Genomic DNA, 15,765 nt, shown 5'->3' with positions numbered 1-15,765 from the left:
TGTCATGCCCGCAGAATTTGATGTTTACGGCGTCTATGTGCCGCGCCTCCTCGTTCTCATGGTGCTGAGTTTTCTGCTGATCATCGTCGTCAGACGGGTGCTCGCCTGGCTCGGCGCCTATTCCCTCGTCTGGCATCGCGGTCTCTTCGACCTTGCCCTCTACGTGCTCGTCCTTGGAGCTGTCTCCTCTTTCACACGCTGGTACTTCGCATGAACGCCCTGAAATTCACTGGTCGCCTTATCGTCACTCTTGCCGTCGTCATTGCTGCCATGTTCGTCGGCCGCGGTCTCTGGGGCCATTACATGGACGAACCCTGGACGCGCGATGCGCGCCTGCGCGCCGATGTCGTCGGGATCGCGCCTGACGTGTCCGGCCTTGTCAGCGACGTGCTCGTTACCGACAACCAGATGGTCAAGAAGGGGGATGTCCTCTTCCGCATCGACCGCGAACGTTTTTCGATCGCTCTCGATCAATCGGAAGCAGCTCTCGAAAGCAGCAAGGCCGCCCTCGACCAGGCCCATCGCGAGCGCGAGCGTCAGGAGCGCCTTGGCGACGCTGCCTCGCTGCAGCAGAAGGAGCAGGCGCAGACGGCGGAAGAACAGGCCGAAGCCGCTTTCCGCCAGGCAACCGCCAACCGCGATCTCGCCGCGCTCAATCTCGACCGTTCGGAAATCAAGGCGACAGTCAACGGAACGGTCTCCAATCTCAGCCTGCGCCCGGGCGATTATGTCAGCGCCGGCACTGCCAGGATCGCGCTGATCGATACGGATTCGCTGCGTGTTGAAGGCTATTTCGAGGAAACCAAACTGCCGCGCATCCACCCCGGCGACAAGGTCTCCATCCACCTGATGGGTCAGACGAAAAGCCTTGACGGCCATGTCGAAAGCATTGCAACCGGCATCGAGGACCGCGAACGCACGGCCGGCACCGGTCTGCTCGCCAATATCAACCCCACCTTCAGCTGGGTGCGCCTTGCCCAGCGCGTACCAGTGCGCATCAGCATCGACAATGTGCCTGAGGATGTCAGGCTGATCGCCGGACTGACGGCGACGGTAGAGGTGGATAAGAGCTGATGGTGAGCTGCCACGCTCTCGCCTAGCCTTCGAGTCTGGACAATAGTCGAGGCTGCATCAGATCGAAGATGACACCACGGAGTTCCGTCAGAATGGTAAAATCCGCTTTCAGGCCTGCGCTTGTCGCGGTTGCGCTGCTGTTATCTGCGATTTCCGCGATGGGGCAGAACCAGGCCGTCGTCACCTGGAGCGATTTCATCAAGAACAGGCACGATCTGACCGCTCTCAATGAGCAGAAGCGGAAGAAAATTCTTAGTGAACTCGGCGCGGCGATCGTCGCCGATCCTGCCGGCGTGAGTGATGAGATCGAGAGGAGCAGCGGCGCGCGGGCTCTTTGCCAATATGTTCGTCTCATGTTCGCGAGCGATAGGGCCGCTGAGGTGGTTGATCAGCTTGATGCCGTGCTCCATTGGGGCAAACGCGATAAATCCATCCAGGAGAGGCTTGGCACACCGACCTTTGACGACGGCAGCGCCTGGCTTCCGAGGGCGAAGAGAGCCGGCTATTTCACAGGCTGTGTGGCTGGAACGCTGGACGGGAGGAGGAAGGGCGGCCCTAACCTTGCGGGGCGACTGGCCTTGCTTTTGAAAGCGAGGGATCAGACTATCGTTGCCCTGCAGATTGCCGAGCGCCTGAAGATTGGGCCACTCCCGAAGGGCGATAGTTACGGCAAATGGATACTGGATGGCTTGGCCAAGAAGGAACTCTTGTCGGATGATGCGCTTGACTGGTTCGAGCTCGGTTTCGACAGATCCTATTGAGCGGTGTCGGAGCTTCAACGCACGCGCAAGTCTGGGCTTCAATCCAGGTGAAACACCTCCGGCATCATTGCCCACCATTCGCCTTCCTTGCGTGTTGCAAGCGGCTTCTGGCAGGGCATGCAGACGGCCCACCATTGCCGATTTGCCGGATCGGCGGCCATCTTCGCCATGTCGGCTTCGAAATCGTCACCGACATATTCCCAATAGCCAAACAGCAGGTTTTCCGGCTCTTTCAGGAAGATCGAATAGTTGGTGATGTTGCAGGCCGAGATCAGTGACAGGATCTCCGGCCAGACGGCGGCATGTAGCGCCTTGTATTCTGCGACCTTGTCCGGCTCCAGGCCGATCACCATGCCCATGCGCTGCATATTGCTACCGCCCTTGGGTAATTTCTGTCGTGAATTCGGCGATGCTGCGTTTCTTGATGGCATCCCAGTCCCATTCGATGCCGATGCCGGGTTCGGAGGGGGCGATGGCGCGGCCGTCGCGGATTTCCATGCCCTTGGTGGTCAGATCGTCGAGCTGCGGAATGTATTCGACATATTTGCCGTTCTGGATAGCGCAGACCAGGCTGACATGCAGCTCCATCAGGAAATGCGGGCAGACGGGGATATCGAAGGCTTCGGCCGCATGCGCAACCTTCAGCCAGGGTGTGATGCCGCCGATGCGGGCAACATCCACCTGCACGATCGAGCAGGCGCCCTTCTGCATATATTCGCGGAAATGCCGGATCGAATAGATGGATTCGCCGACGGCAATCGGCGTCGGGGTCGAGCGCGACAGCCGGATATGGCCGTCGAGATCGTCGGCCGGCAGTGGTTCTTCGATCCAGGCGAGATCGAGTTCCCTCAGCCGTTCTGCCCGGCGGATCACTTCATCGATGGTAAAGCCTTGGTTGCAGTCGGTCATGATCTCGAAGCCATCGCCGAGGGCAGCGCGCACGGCAGACAGACGGGCATAATCCTCAGCGCCGCGCGGCTTGCCGATCTTCACCTTCGAACCGCTAAAACCCTTCGCTTTCGCCTGCAAGGCGTCTTCGACAAGCGCCTCCTTCTCGATATGCAGCCAGCCGCCTTCGGTCGTATAGAGCGGGCAGCTTTCCTTGGCACCGCCGGCAAGTTTCCAGAGCGGCAGCTTGTGCTTCTTGGCTCTCAGATCCCAGAGTGCGATATCGACGGCCGCGAGCGCCAGCGCCGTGATCGCGCCGATCGTCGTTGCATGCGTGGCAAATTCTAGTCTGTGCCAGAGCGCCTCGATGCAATCAGCATCTTCGCCGATCAAGAGCGGTGCCAGATGGTCCGACAGAAGCCGCATGACGGAGGAGCCGCCGGTACCGATCGTGTAGGAATAGCCGGTGCCGGAGGCGCCGTCAGAATCGGTGATGGTGACGATTGGCGTTTCCTGGCTGACGAAGCTCTGGATGGCATCGGTGCGCTTCACCTTGGGCGGCAGGTCCACCATGCGCAATTCGATCTTTTCAATGCGGGCCATGGTTCCTCCTAACGTGCCGTGCGGGTTTGAGCGGGTTCGGCCGCGTGGATTGCCGACATGATGGCGCGGCTTGCCGTCTCATATTTGCGGTCGTTTTCATGTTCGTGGACGATCCTGAAATCGTGCATGACGAGGATGCGGTCGGCGAGCGCCACCATTTCCGGCATGTCGCTGGAGATCAGCAGGATCGCCATGCCCTTGTCGGCAAGCCCGTTGATCAGCTCGTGAATATAGGCCTTGGCCTTGATGTCGATGCCGACGGTCGGCTCGTCGATGAAGAGGATATCGACATCGGCGGCGAGCCACTTGGCGAGCGACACCTTCTGCTGGTTGCCGCCCGAGAGATTGCCGACGAGCTGTTCGAGATTGGGCGTGCGGATTTCCAGCTGCCGGGCAAGTGGTGCGGCGGTCCGGCGCTCCTGGCCGGCGCCGATCAGCCCGAAGGTCGAGGCGATCTTGCCCCAGACGGTCATGGCGATATTCGAACGGATCGGATGAGCGAGGATCACGCCCTCATGTTTCCTGTCTTCGCTGACATAGCCCATGCGAAAGCGCTTGATCGCCTCCTCCACCGAGCCGATACGCACCGGTTTGCCGTCGATCAGAACCGTGCCCGACGTAAGCTTGTCCTTGCCGATGATAGCGCGGACGAGCTCAGTGCGGCCGGCACCGACGAGGCCGTAGAGGCCGAGGATTTCACCGCGACGGAGGCAAAAAGAGATATTGCCGTGGCCGGTCGCTGTCGCGACATCGCGAAGCTCGATCTTTGGTGAACCTTCCTGCGGCTTGCCTGAGCGGGCAATCACCGGCCGCTCCGCGCGGCCAATCATCGCCTCGATCAGCGTCTGCCGTGTCATGCCGGCCATCGGCGCGCCACGCAGTGTCGTCTCTCCGTCGCGCAGAACCGTGACCCGGTCGCAAAGGCTCAAAACTTCTTCGAGCTTGTGGCTGACGAAGAGGATCGCCGTTCCCTGATCACGCAACTGCCGCACGAGCCTGAAGAGGATTTCGGTCTCGGCATCGGTGATCGATGCCGTGGGCTCGTCGAGCAGCAGAACCTTGGCCTGGTGGCTGAGCGCCTTGGCAATCTCCACCATCTGCATCTGGGCGACGCTGAGGCGGCGCACTTCCGTTGCCGGATCGACATCGAGGCCGACTTTGCGAAGGTGTTCGCGCGCCTGTTCGTTGGCGCGGAGAAAATCGACGAGTCCGTTTCGAACCGGCAGCCCCTCCAGGAGAATGTTTTCGGCCACCGAGAAACGAGGGATCAGGTTGCGCTCCTGATGCACCGCCGAAATGCCGAGCGCGATTGCATCGCGGGGCGAGGAGAGGGATAGAGGTGCGCCGTCCAGCGTCACTGTCCCGCTGTCTGGCCGATGGACACCGGTGATAATCTTGATCAGCGTCGATTTGCCGGCGCCGTTTTCGCCCATCAGCGCATGTATCTCGCCGCCATTGAGGGTGAGAGACGCATTGTTGAGCGCCCGCACACCCGGGAAGGATTTGCCGATCCGGTCCAGAATGAGTGCCATCTCAATCCTCCCCGACCCGGACTGCGCGGTAGCGGTTGATCCAGACGGCGGCGAGGATCAGCGCACCGAGTAAGAAGGTGACCCAGTAGGGATCGACCGCCAGCAGCACCATGGCGTTCTGGATCAGCCCGACCAGCAACACGGCGATGAGAGTGCCGAGAATGGAGATCGAGCCGCCGGCAAGGCTTGCTCCGCCGATGATCGGCGCCGCAAAGGAAATGACCACCCAGTCTGCGCCGATCGTCGGCTGCGCTGAGCCGAGCTGGGCGACGGCGAGCACGCCGGCAGTTGCGGCCAGCAGGCCGGAAAGCACATGCGCCATGATCGTCGCGCGGGCGACCGAAATGCCCGACAGCCCCGCCGCATGGGCATTGCCGCCGACCGCCAGCATGTAGCGTCCCTCGACCGTGCGGGCAAAGAAGATGATGAGCAGCACGGTCACCACCAGCGGCACGATCAGCAGCAGCGGGAAGGGACCGAGGCGTCCATTGCCGAAGGCTACGAAGGCCGGCGACAGATTGTAGAAGGGAATGGCCTTGGTGATGCCGAGATTGATGCCGGCAAAGGCCGATCCGGTCGCGAGTGTGACGATGAAGCCGTTGATGCCGGTGCGCACCGTCAGCCAGCCATTGATAAAACCGGCAAGACCGCCGAAGGCGATGCCGACAATGATTGCGGCGATGGCCGGCAGTCCCCAGACATCCATAAGTCCACCGGTCACGACAGCGACGAGCCCGCCGAGCGCCCCGACGGAAAGGTTCATCTGGCCGACGCCCAGCATGACCATCTGGCTGAAGGCGACGAGCAGCGATACGCAGATGCTGCGCAGCATGACGAACCAATTGAATTCCGTCATGAAGGCGGGGGAGGCGAAGGCGAGCGCGATGCCGCCGGCGATGACGCCGACCAGGATGCCGGACCATTGTGTCCTTGCGGCAAGGGAAATCAGCGTCTTCATGCGCGCCTCGTCTGTTCGCGGATTGCGAGCTTCGTCCGGTAGCGTTCGAACAGGATTGCCGAGAGCAGGAAGATGCCGAGGAAGAGCTGCAGCCAGAAATTCCCGACCTGCAGCACCAGCAGGCCGCTGCGGATGGTTGCGACCAGCATTGCACCGAGGATCGTACCAACCACCGACACCATTCCGCCGGCAAGCGCGGTGCCGCCGATGACGGGGGCAAGGAAAGAGGGCAGCAGCCAGTCGTCGCCGGCAACGCCGGGCATGGCCGCTGACAATCGTGACGTCAGCATCAAGGCTGCTGCTGCGGCCAGCATTCCCGAGAGCACATGCACGAAGATGGTAATCCGTCCGACGGGGACGCCCGACATTTCCGCCGTACGCGCATTGGCACCAACGGCCAGGATCTGCCGGCCGAGCACCGTATGCTTGAAAAGGATGTAGAGCAGGGCGCCGATCAAAAATGCTGCGACCGCCAGCGACGGCACCGGGCCGATGCCGCTGCGGCCGAAGGCGCCGAAACTCGCCGGCAACCCGTTCAGCGGGACGCCCTTGGTGAAGATCAGCATGCCGCCGGAAAACAGGCTGGCGCTGGCGAGCGTGACGATGAAGCTGTTGACGCCGGTCTTGACGATCGCAAGCCCATTCAGCGCGCCGAGAAGGCCGCCGAACGCGAGCGTCAGGATGATCGCAAGCGGAATGGGCAGGCCTGCAGTCTGCATCAGATAGCCCGCAGCCATGACGGAGCAGACGCCGATCGCGCCGACTGAGAGGTTCATGCCGCCGGTCGCCAGCACTACCATCTGGGCGAAGCCGACGACGACATCGATCGCGACCGAGCGGCCCATGGAATTCAGGTTGAAGCGCGACAGGAAGCCCGGCGCCAGACTGGTGAAGACGGCCCACAGGATCAGAAGGATGATCAGCAGGCCGAGCTGCGCCGGCCCCCTGGTCAGCAATCCCAGCAGGCTGTGTCTGCCTGCATCGGGGACGGGGCTATCATTGTCGATGGGTGCCATGCGCTGGGATGACCGGTCTCGTGGAACAGGAATGATTGGGCGGCGGGCGCTTTCGACCCCGCGCCGCTCTCGTTATTTGCAGGAGAGGTAGGTGTCCTTGAAACTCCCCTGCAGTTTCTTCGTCAGCGCCTTCAGATCGTCCTTGTAGCTGTCGACGTTCTTTTCCGAGATCAGCAGCGTGCCGGAATCGACGAAATGCGCCGTCTGAGGTGTGGCGATCCAAGGGGCGTCCGCCTTCACGCTGCAGCCTGCAGCCATCTGATCAAGCACATAGGCGCCGATATAGGCCTGGCCATAGGGGTTCTGCGCCATGGTGCCGGCAACGAAACCGTCACGGATGCCGTCAAGGATGATCTTGTCATCGTCGATGCCGACAAGCTTGATCTTCTTATCGCCAAGGTTCTTGAGCGCGGTTGCAGCCACCACCGAGGAAATATAGCCGGTGGCGATCAGGCCGTTGATCTTGTCCTTCTGCGCGGCAAGCAGGGCATTGATCTTCTGGTCGCCCTGTTCCTGGCTGTCGGTGTCACCGACCGTCTGCAACAGGGTGACGGCGCCATTCGTCTCGCCGACGGCCTTTTCGACCGCCTTGACGCGCAGCGTCGTATTCGGGTCGACGAGCAGGCCTGCCAGATGAACGATCGTGCCCTTGCCACCCATCGCCTCGATCAGCGCCTTGGTGCCGAGATAGGCCGACTGCGAAACATCGGTCGCCAGGCAAAGCCCGACATCGGTCGGATCCTGCGCGCAGCCGCCAAGTGCCACCGAGGGAATGCCGTTGCTCTTCATTTCCGACAATATGGCGTTGACGCCGACTGCGTCACCCGGAAACACGCCAAAGCCATTGGTGCCCTGTGCCGCAAGGCTTTCCAGAAGCTCAGTCTGCGCCTCCAATTTCCATTCGCTCGGCACTTTGTACTCGACAGCGGCGATGCCGAAATCCTTGGCGGCATCGGCGGCAGCCTGTTCCCAGGGCGCGAAATAGGGGTGCGGACCGCCCGGAACCAGGGCGATCTTGTTTTCCGAGGCGAAAGCGCTGAGCGGCGCGACTGCCACAGAGCATGCAAGGCCTGCAGCAATGAGACTGCGAATTGTCATGACATCCTCCCGTTTGGGCAAGTCCGGTCCTCTTCCAGCATTGCCATGTGCAATCGCTAACACGATCGAATATCGCATGCAATATTCGATTATTGACTTTTTTGTCATCTTCCCTTTCCATCGCACCATGCAGTCGGCGAGGAGGAGTTGATGGAGCCGCAAGAGAACGGGGCGCGTGGCGACCGATCGAGGCTTCTGCCGGAATATCGGACCATCCTGGAGGAGCAGGACGCGCTTGGCGGAGCTACGATAGAGACGCTCCCGCCGCAGCAGGCGCGCGCCGATTCCGAAATCCGGCTCGCCCTTCATTGGGGTGCGAAGGACGCGGTCTCCGGCATTGAGGATGTCGAGATTCCAAGCGACGACGTCAGGCTCAAGGCGCGGCTCTACCGCGTGGCCGGCACCACGCGGACTATCCTGTTCTTCCATGGCGGCGGCTGGATGGTCGGCAGCATCGAGACCCATGACGGGCCGGTTCGTACGCTCGCCAATGCCGCCCACGCCAATGTGCTGTCTGTCGAATACCGCAAGGCGCCGGAAGCGCCGTTTCCGGCGGCCTTCGAGGACGCCGAGACGGCACTTCTCTGGCTTCAGGAAAATGGCGAAGCGCTTGCACTTGATGCCGGCAAGGTGATCCTTGCGGGCGACAGCGCCGGCGCCAGTCTTGCCGCATCGCTGGCGATCCGGGCGCGCGATCTCGCCATCCCGCTTGCCGGGCAGGTTTTGATTTATCCGGCTACCGATCTCTCCGGCACGACAGAAAGCCGCCGGGAATTCGCGAACGGCTTTTCCCTGCAACAGTCGACGATGATCTGGTTTGCGGAACATTATCTTTCGGGCGGCACGCTACCCTCCGACCCTCGCGTCTCGCCGCTGCTCGCCGCCGACCTCTCGAGCTTAGCGCCGACGCTGTTGATCACCGCGGACCACGATCCGCTGCGCGACGAGGGCCGCGCTTATGCACAGCGCTTGATTGCCGCCGGAAATGACGTCTGTTACGAGGAATGGCAGGGAACCATCCATGGCTTTTTCATCATGGATCGCGCAGGAAAAACCGCCCGCAAGCTGATTGGGCGCATCGGGAAATGGGCAGACGGCCTTTGGAACAGACATGACGATGGCAAGCGGGGCGGAGGCTGAAACCGCGGCCACGGCTGTGCGGTCCGAGCCGATCTATCTGACGATCTATCAGGTTCTTCGTGACCATCTGGAGCGGGGTGCGCTGGAGCCCGGCCTCATTCTCGGGCAGGCAAGCATCGCCCGCGCTTTCAATGTCAGCCGTATCCCGGCCGGTATCGCGCTGGCGCGGCTCCTGTCGGAAGGCCTGATCCAGACCTTCGAAGGGCGCGGTTATATCGTGCCGGGCGGCGAGCCGCAGCGCGGCGACCTTTTTGCTGCGGGCCTCGACCTGCCACGTTCGCTCACCGTTCCGGTCATCAATCGCCGGGAGCAGATCTACCCGGAAGTCGAACATGCCGTTGCCGTCTGTCTTGCCTATGGCCGTTTCCTGTTGAACGAGACAGCACTTGCCCAGCATTACGATGTCAGCCGCACCATAGCCCATGAAGTGCTGACCCAGCTGGAGCGCAGCGGCATCATCGAGCAGGACAGCAATAACCGCTGGTATGCCGGTCCGCTCAGCGCCAAGGTCTTTCGTCATCACTACGACATGCGTCGCCTGCTGGAGCCGGAAGCCCTGCGCCAGGCCTATCCTTTCCTTGAGAAGGAGGGTCTTGAGGAGCGCCGGCAGAGATTGAAATCCCTCGGCCCCTATCCGCAGGCGCCGGAAATGCTGGAGCGGGCCGAAGCCGACCTGCATCTCGATTCACTCGCGCCCTGCCCCAATACGGTGCTTCTTGCGGCCGTGCGACGCAGTCAGCGCGTCCTCATCGCCACCCACTCGACCTTCGCCAATTTCCGCACCGAAGCGGAAATTTCCATGATGATATCAGAGCATACCCGTGTCTACGACGCGCTGCTCGCCGGCGATATTGACAGGGCCTGTGCAGCCCTTGCTGACCACCTGCGCCGGGCGCTCGACCCCAACCTGAAAATCCTCCAGCACCTGCCCGCCATGCCTTCAGGCCTGACGCCGCCCTACCTCATCCAGGTCAAAGGTGAGCGCTGATCGCTCCACTCAATCTTGCGGTTGGGATGATCGGCGCACAGGCAGCCCCATCGACCGTTGTCGGACGCCCGCCAAGCCGCTGAGGCTATCTGGCAGGTTGGCATTCTGCACAATGAGATCAAAATCCATTCAGACGTTCCTGCTTGTCAAAGGACATACCTAATTCAAGAGGATGCCAGCCGATGGAAGATTCGCTCGATTTGGCCAACGATCGCAAAGAAGATGATGCCAGACAGCGAGGCAAGCAGTACCGCCGCAAAGAGCCTTTCGGCTTGGTAGTTGAACGTCGACTGGATGATTACGGCGCCAAGTCCGCGATCTGATCCGATCCATTCCCCCACGATCGCGCCTATTACAGAGGTCGTTGCCGAAATCCGCAGCGAGGCGAACAGAAGCGGCACCGATCGTGGAGCCCGCAGACGCCAGAAGGTTTCCCATGGGCTCGCCGACAGAACATGCATGAGCTCCAGCTCGTTGCTTGTCGCCGATGTCAAACCACGGACCATGTTGATGAGAGTCGGGAAGAAACAAAGGAGGGCGGCGATCACGACCTTGGGTAAAATGCCGAGACCGAAGACGAGGATGATGATCGGCGCCAGGGCCAAAACCGGAATGGTATTGAAGAGCAGCACGACGGGAAAATATGCCGCCCGGACACGCGGGCTGTAGACGAAGACAATGGCAAGGATCACTGCAGTCAGATTGCCGAGAAAAAAGCCAAGAAGAGCCTCGTACCAGGTGGGTAGCGCGTTCTGGACGAGCCCCCGCCATTCACTGCCAAATGTGTGCAGGACCGAGAGTGGCGTGGGGACGATATAAGCCGGAACGCCGAGCGCCGGTAACACCCATTGCCAGACGATCAGTAATGAGAGCGCGCCGGCAACTGGAAGAATAGTCGCTTCCAACAGGGAAAGTTGGTCTCTCTTCAAGGGATTACGCTCCACCATCGCGCAGCAGCCGACGCAGTTGCGCTGCTATCTCCTGTGCCTGCGGGCTTTCCCTGCGACAGACGCCGTTTTCGTCCTTCAGTGATGCCAGATCGATGAGGGCCTGGCACCGGCCAGGGTTTGCTGCAAGCACCAGTACGCGCCCTCCGAGATAAATCGCCTCGGCAATGCTGTGTGTCACGAAGAGGATCGTCGCGTGTGTCCGACGCCAGATGGAGAGAAGCTCATCATTGAGCCGGTCGCGGGTGATTTCGTCGAGCGCGCCGAAGGGCTCATCCATCAGGAGGATGTCCGGCTCGCACTGCAGGGCGCGTGCAATCGAAACGCGCTGGCGCTGTCCGCCCGAAAGCTGGTTTGGATAGCGATCCGATAGATGGGCAAGGCCGACCAACTCCAGCCAATGGTCGGCCCTTGGCTGGACCGATTTGGCTATGCGGCCTTTTCCAACCTGCAATGGCAGGCAAACATTGTCTCGCACCGTGCGCCAGGGAAGCAGGGTGGCCTCCTGGAATACAAATCCGACCTCCCGCTGCCTTCTCGCTTCCGCCGCCGACTTTCCAAGCACGGAAAGCCGGCCGTTGATCGGCGGCAGCAGATCGGCAATTGCGCGAAGGAGCGTCGACTTACCGCATCCGGACGGGCCAAGAATGGTCAGAAACTCGCCTTTGGCGACGCTGAGATCGACGCCCTCCAGAACCGCCTGCATCGATCCCGGATAGCCGAGCCCAAGGCTCCTCGCCTCGATTGCAATTTCGTTTGTCACAGGGCTCATCCGATCTTCGGACGGTCTCCTGCCGTCATCTCCAATATGGCGGTCGAAAAGCATTCATCGAGCTTTGGTGGGCCGGACTTGAACTGGCCAACCTTGTCATAGACCGAGATCTGTTCGGCGACGCCCTGGGGATCGAAGGTACCCCATCCATCCTTTGCCGTCGTCTCATCGAAGCTCAGCGACATGATCCGTGGTATCGTTTTCAACTCCACTGCCAGATCGAGCTGCGGATAGGCTTCGACCGTCAGCTTCACGGCGTCTTCTGGATGCTCGTGCGTCCATGACCAGCCCTTGGCTATGGCTCGCATTGCCTTCGCAAGCGTGTCGGAGTGCTTGTCGATCGTATCGTCGGTTGCGAAATAGACGTTGGCACAAGATGGCAGCCCCGTATCCTTCATCATCAAATCGATCCGGTCAGGTCCGATAACGGATAGAGCCTGGGTGTTGGTGATCCAGCCCGTCACCGCATCGACCTGGCCCGTCGTCAACGGCGTCATGTCGAAGCCAATGTTTGTGATCGTGAGGCTCGACGGGTCGATATCATTCTTGAGAAGGATTGCATCAAGGACGTAGCGGGCGGTTGGCTGAATCCCGATGCGTTTACCGACCATATCCTTGACAGCGCGGATTGGCGCCTTCGGCAGCGAGTAGAACGCGAAAGGCGCCATGCGAAATCCGCAAGCGATGATCTTGATCGGTACCCCTGAGGCGCGTGCGAGCAGCAACTGCGCCGAGTCCGAGAACTGGCCGAGCCCGGCCTGGCCGGTAACGACCGGAGGCACGGTCGCGGAGTTGGGACCCCCGGGGGAAAACTCCACCTCCAGTCCCTCAGCTTGGAAAAACCCCTTCTTCGCCGCGACGATGTCCCCGATCTGACCGTTGCTCATCAACCAGTCGTACTTGATGACAACCTTTGCGCTTTGGGCGTTCGCCCTGATGGGCGCAAAGATGCTTAGGCCGCCGGATAGAGCAGCAAGCGTAAGCGCACCGTTGGCCAAAAATCTGCGTCGGTTCATCGTCATCGCCATTCCCCTTCTGTTAACGCCCTTGCCAGCAATCGGCGGCAGAGACTTTGTTTAGTCGAGATCGCCCACGGGACCGCCCTCGGCCCAGGCATAGAGTTCCCAGAGATTGTCATCAGGATCTGCAAAATAGCAGCAGCGCGCGTTCCAGCTGTAATCCTGTGGAGGCCCCTGGAAGGTGACGCCGGCAGCTGCCAATTCGGCGTAGGCTGCGTCCACTGCCGCGGGAGAAGAAAGCTCGATCGCAGCGCAGGCTTTGTGAACACCGGGCGGTGCCTTCAGGCTGGATACGCCGGTATTTTGAGCAATATGGTCGATCTCCCAAAGGGCGAGGGTAACGCCCGCACCCTTGAAATCGGCAAAGCCTGGAGCGCGCCGGCGTGGCTTGAAGCCGAGGCTATCGACGTAGAAGGCCACTGCCCGGTCAATGTCTTCGACCAGAAAGCAAATATCGGTGATTGGATTAACTTGCGCGAAGGCAGACATTCGATACTCCCTTGTTGTCGAGAGTGTGTCTTGCAAACGCGGGGTGCGATTTCAAAATCGTGCGCTATTTTTTCGCAAAGCTGCTTTTCTGCGCATCAGCGCCGATCATTGGAATGACTTGCGATAGTTAGCGGGAGTTACGCCAACCATCCGGCGAAATACGCTTGAGAAATGTGCCTGACTGGAAAAGCCGATGGCATAGGCGATCTCAGAGAGAGTTTCCTTGCCATCAGCCAGGTAAATTCGAGCCTTCTCAATCCTTCGATCGAGTATGAACTGATGCGGCGGCTTCCCGACGGCCTTCTTGAATGCGCGGCTGAAATGAAAGTGGCTCATGTGGGCGACGCCGGCCAACTCATCGACGTTGAGGTTGGCACGATAAAGGTAATCTTCGACATACTCGGTCACCCGCTTCAGCTTTTCCGACGTGATCGACCGCATCCCGACAGGCGCTTTTGCCCCCAGGAGCCTGACGACCGAACAGGCGAGCGCCATGCCAAGGTGCTCCATCAAGAGAGGGTCCACGCAATCGGTTTGCTCGACGGCTGCAGCGAGTGAAAGGGCCACCTGCAAGGTGGTCGGGTCCGATGCTGCACTGAATGCATCGTCGTTGAGGCGGTCAGGGTCGAAATCTCTCAAGCCCAGGTTCTCGTAGAGCTTCGGAGCCTGGAAGATCGATATGTAGTCTGCGGCGTCGCCTTCGACTTCGAAATTTATCAAAGCCGGCTGGAAGCCCAGTGTGAAGGACGGTCTATCGACAGATCTGAAATTTGCCGAACCATACCGGTGTGCATACTTCCGGTGAGCAGTGCGGTTGATCGAGATCCTGTGAAGCGAGCCCTGCGAGACCATCTCGCCGGACGAGCTGTGGTAAGTCTCTATGATGAGGTCGCGCTGAACGAACGCTTTGTATTGCTGAAGCGACGGCCGGTTTATCGAGAATATTCGCGGGTCAATGTCGAGCATATGGTGTTCTCCATCGCTCATGAAAAGCAATTTTTGCGCCAAGTGAGGAAGTCCGCATCTGTCCCTGAGTCGAATGCGACGCCCCGACAACCGCAAAGGCGCGCCGCCTCGACCGGGCGAGAGCATGCGCTCGGGGATCAGGATATGCTCGGACCGGCAACGGCGCTTCGTTCCTACAGAAACCCGTTGTCAGCCCGGTAGGCTAGGATGGAAATCCGATGCGTCTAGCCGTGCCGGTCTGCCCTCGATCTCAAGTTCGCTCAAGCGAGGCATGCTTCGCGCGATGACCTTGCCGCGGCGGATGACGATCAGCCGGTTCGCTTTCAACCGCAGCGCTTCCAGCGGATCGCGCGCCTGAAGGATGACGAGATCGGCATTCTTACCCTTTTCCAGGCCGTAGCCTTCGAGGCCCATGGTTTTGGCGGAGTTGACGGTCAGCGCGTCGAAGATCTTCTTCTTGTCCTCGATGCCGGCCATCTGCGCCACGTGGATCGCCATATGGCCGACTTCCAGCATGTCGCCGGAACCCATCGAATACCAGGGGTCCATCACGCAGTCATGGCCGAAGGAAACGTTGAGGCCGGCTTCCATCAGTTCGCGCACCCGCGTCATGCCGCGCCGCTTCGGATAGGTGTCGTGGCGGCCTTGCAGCATGATGTTGATCAGCGGATTGGGAATGACGTTGATCTCCGCCTCCGCCATCAGCGGAATGAGCTTGGAGACGTAATAATTGTCCATCGAATGCATGGACGTCAGGTGCGAGCCGGCAACGCGACCCTGCAGGCCGAACCGCACCGTCTCTGCTGCCAGCGTCTCGATATGGCGTGACAGCGGATCGTCGGTTTCATCGCAATGCATGTCGACCGGCAGATCACGATCGGCAGCGATGCGGCAAAGAGCTGCGACGGAGGCCGCACCATCAGCCATGGTGCGCTCGAAATGTGGAATGCCGCCGACGATATCGAGGCCCATGTCCAGCGCACGGTTCAACGCTTCGACGCCCTCAGGCGCACGATAATAACCATCCTGCGGAAAGGCGACGAGCTGCAGGTCGATATAGGGGGCGACCTTCTCGCGCACCTCGATTAGCGCCTCGGCAGTTACCAGCCGCGGATCGCTGGTATCGACATGGCTGCGGATGGCGAGAAGCCCCTGCGAGACGGCGAGATCGCAATAGCGCAGCGCCCGCTCCACCAAGGCTTCACGCGTCAGGATTGGCCGTAGTTCACCCCAGAGCGCGATACCTTCAAGCAGCGTGCCGGAGCGGTTCATGCGCGGTAGGCCAAGCGAGAGCGTTGCATCCATATGAAAATGCGGATCGACGAAAGGCGGGCTGACGAGGCGGCCGCTCGCATCGATTTCCTCGGCCGCCTCGGCGTCGATCCCGGAAGCGACCTCGGCGATCTTGTCCTTCTGAATGGCGATATCGATGCCGCTGCGGCCATCGGGAAGATTTGCGTTTTTGATGATCAGGTCAAACATGGCGGCACCGGTCTGTTGAGGTTTCTGGGCAT

17 protein-coding genes are annotated in these 15,765 nt (G+C 60.6%); 5 read left to right on the top strand and 12 right to left on the bottom strand.

What is annotated here, in order from left to right; translation table 11 throughout:
• Nucleotides 1-4 precede the first annotated feature (4 nt).
• From AB8B33_RS33835 to AB8B33_RS33825, 3 genes are all read left to right on the top strand, one after another.
• Nucleotides 5-214, top strand: coding sequence for a DUF1656 domain-containing protein (locus tag AB8B33_RS33835; protein WP_439018725.1), 210 nt, complete (start codon nt 5-7; stop codon nt 212-214).
• A complete protein-coding gene (locus AB8B33_RS33830; RefSeq protein ID WP_439018724.1) occupies nt 211-1,074 on the top strand; it encodes an efflux RND transporter periplasmic adaptor subunit in 864 nt (287 codons plus the stop codon). The genes AB8B33_RS33835 and AB8B33_RS33830 overlap by 4 nt, the downstream gene beginning before the upstream one ends.
• Nucleotides 1,075-1,166: 92 nt before the next feature.
• Nucleotides 1,167-1,835 carry a hypothetical protein gene (locus AB8B33_RS33825; RefSeq protein ID WP_439018723.1) on the top strand — a complete coding sequence of 223 codons (669 nt, stop codon included), beginning with the start codon at nt 1,167-1,169 and terminating at the stop codon, nt 1,833-1,835.
• A 38-nt stretch (nt 1,836-1,873) separates the two neighbouring features.
• On the opposite strand, the gene AB8B33_RS33820 is transcribed toward AB8B33_RS33825, so the two are convergent.
• The 6 genes from AB8B33_RS33820 to AB8B33_RS33795 all read right to left on the bottom strand — a co-directional run bounded on the left by AB8B33_RS33820 (nt 1,874) and on the right by AB8B33_RS33795 (nt 7,930).
• Complete coding sequence (locus tag AB8B33_RS33820; protein ID WP_439018722.1) at nt 1,874-2,203, bottom strand: L-rhamnose mutarotase; 330 nt, start codon at nt 2,201-2,203, stop codon at nt 1,874-1,876.
• Nucleotides 2,204-2,207: 4 nt separating this feature from the next.
• Complete coding sequence (locus AB8B33_RS33815; RefSeq protein ID WP_439018721.1) at nt 2,208-3,326, bottom strand: mandelate racemase/muconate lactonizing enzyme family protein; 1,119 nt, start codon at nt 3,324-3,326, stop codon at nt 2,208-2,210.
• Nucleotides 3,327-3,334: 8 nt separating this feature from the next.
• The gene (locus AB8B33_RS33810) at nt 3,335-4,858 is read right to left on the bottom strand and encodes a sugar ABC transporter ATP-binding protein (protein ID WP_439018720.1); all 1,524 of its coding nucleotides are present in this window, start codon (nt 4,856-4,858) and stop codon (nt 3,335-3,337) included.
• A gap of 1 nt (nt 4,859) precedes the next feature.
• Nucleotides 4,860-5,816 carry an ABC transporter permease gene (locus AB8B33_RS33805; protein ID WP_439018719.1) on the bottom strand — a complete coding sequence of 319 codons (957 nt, stop codon included), beginning with the start codon at nt 5,814-5,816 and terminating at the stop codon, nt 4,860-4,862.
• Nucleotides 5,813-6,832 (bottom strand): ABC transporter permease, encoded by a 1,020-nt coding sequence (locus tag AB8B33_RS33800; RefSeq protein ID WP_439018718.1) that lies wholly within the window; start codon nt 6,830-6,832, stop codon nt 5,813-5,815. The genes AB8B33_RS33805 and AB8B33_RS33800 overlap by 4 nt, the downstream gene beginning before the upstream one ends.
• A gap of 72 nt (nt 6,833-6,904) precedes the next feature.
• On the bottom strand, nt 6,905-7,930 hold the full coding sequence (locus AB8B33_RS33795; RefSeq protein ID WP_439018717.1) for a sugar ABC transporter substrate-binding protein: 1,026 nt from the start codon (nt 7,928-7,930) through the stop codon (nt 6,905-6,907).
• Between the two features lie 150 nt (nt 7,931-8,080).
• Between AB8B33_RS33795 and AB8B33_RS33790 the strand changes: the two genes are divergently transcribed.
• Together AB8B33_RS33790 and AB8B33_RS33785 are read left to right on the top strand one after the other, a co-directional pair.
• Nucleotides 8,081-9,070 carry an alpha/beta hydrolase gene (locus AB8B33_RS33790; protein ID WP_439018716.1) on the top strand — a complete coding sequence of 330 codons (990 nt, stop codon included), beginning with the start codon at nt 8,081-8,083 and terminating at the stop codon, nt 9,068-9,070.
• Nucleotides 9,042-10,058 (top strand): GntR family transcriptional regulator, encoded by a 1,017-nt coding sequence (locus AB8B33_RS33785; protein WP_439018715.1) that lies wholly within the window; start codon nt 9,042-9,044, stop codon nt 10,056-10,058. The genes AB8B33_RS33790 and AB8B33_RS33785 overlap by 29 nt, the downstream gene beginning before the upstream one ends.
• A gap of 164 nt (nt 10,059-10,222) precedes the next feature.
• On the opposite strand, the gene AB8B33_RS33780 is transcribed toward AB8B33_RS33785, so the two are convergent.
• From AB8B33_RS33780 to AB8B33_RS33755, 6 genes are all read right to left on the bottom strand, one after another.
• A complete protein-coding gene (locus tag AB8B33_RS33780; RefSeq protein ID WP_439018714.1) occupies nt 10,223-11,005 on the bottom strand; it encodes an ABC transporter permease in 783 nt (260 codons plus the stop codon).
• On the bottom strand, nt 10,992-11,768 hold the full coding sequence (locus tag AB8B33_RS33775) for an ABC transporter ATP-binding protein (RefSeq protein WP_439018713.1): 777 nt from the start codon (nt 11,766-11,768) through the stop codon (nt 10,992-10,994). The genes AB8B33_RS33780 and AB8B33_RS33775 overlap by 14 nt, the downstream gene beginning before the upstream one ends.
• A 5-nt stretch (nt 11,769-11,773) precedes the next feature.
• Nucleotides 11,774-12,799: an ABC transporter substrate-binding protein gene (locus AB8B33_RS33770; protein ID WP_439018712.1), complete on the bottom strand. Its 1,026-nt coding sequence runs from the start codon at nt 12,797-12,799 to the stop codon at nt 11,774-11,776.
• A gap of 54 nt (nt 12,800-12,853) precedes the next feature.
• Nucleotides 12,854-13,285 (bottom strand): VOC family protein, encoded by a 432-nt coding sequence (locus tag AB8B33_RS33765; RefSeq protein WP_007825313.1) that lies wholly within the window; start codon nt 13,283-13,285, stop codon nt 12,854-12,856.
• A gap of 105 nt (nt 13,286-13,390) precedes the next feature.
• Entirely contained in the window at nt 13,391-14,251 is an 861-nt protein-coding gene (locus tag AB8B33_RS33760) for a helix-turn-helix transcriptional regulator (RefSeq protein ID WP_439018711.1), read from the bottom strand.
• Nucleotides 14,252-14,440: 189 nt separating this feature from the next.
• The gene (locus AB8B33_RS33755; RefSeq protein WP_439018710.1) at nt 14,441-15,733 is read right to left on the bottom strand and encodes an amidohydrolase family protein; all 1,293 of its coding nucleotides are present in this window, start codon (nt 15,731-15,733) and stop codon (nt 14,441-14,443) included.
• Between the last annotated feature and the right edge of the window lie 32 nt (nt 15,734-15,765).

It is taken from the genome of Rhizobium sp. 768_B6_N1_8 (genome assembly GCF_051811225.1).
In the GTDB taxonomy this organism is placed as follows: Bacteria; Pseudomonadota; Alphaproteobacteria; order Rhizobiales; family Rhizobiaceae; genus Rhizobium.
This window is presented reverse-complemented; position numbering and strand designations above follow the sequence as displayed.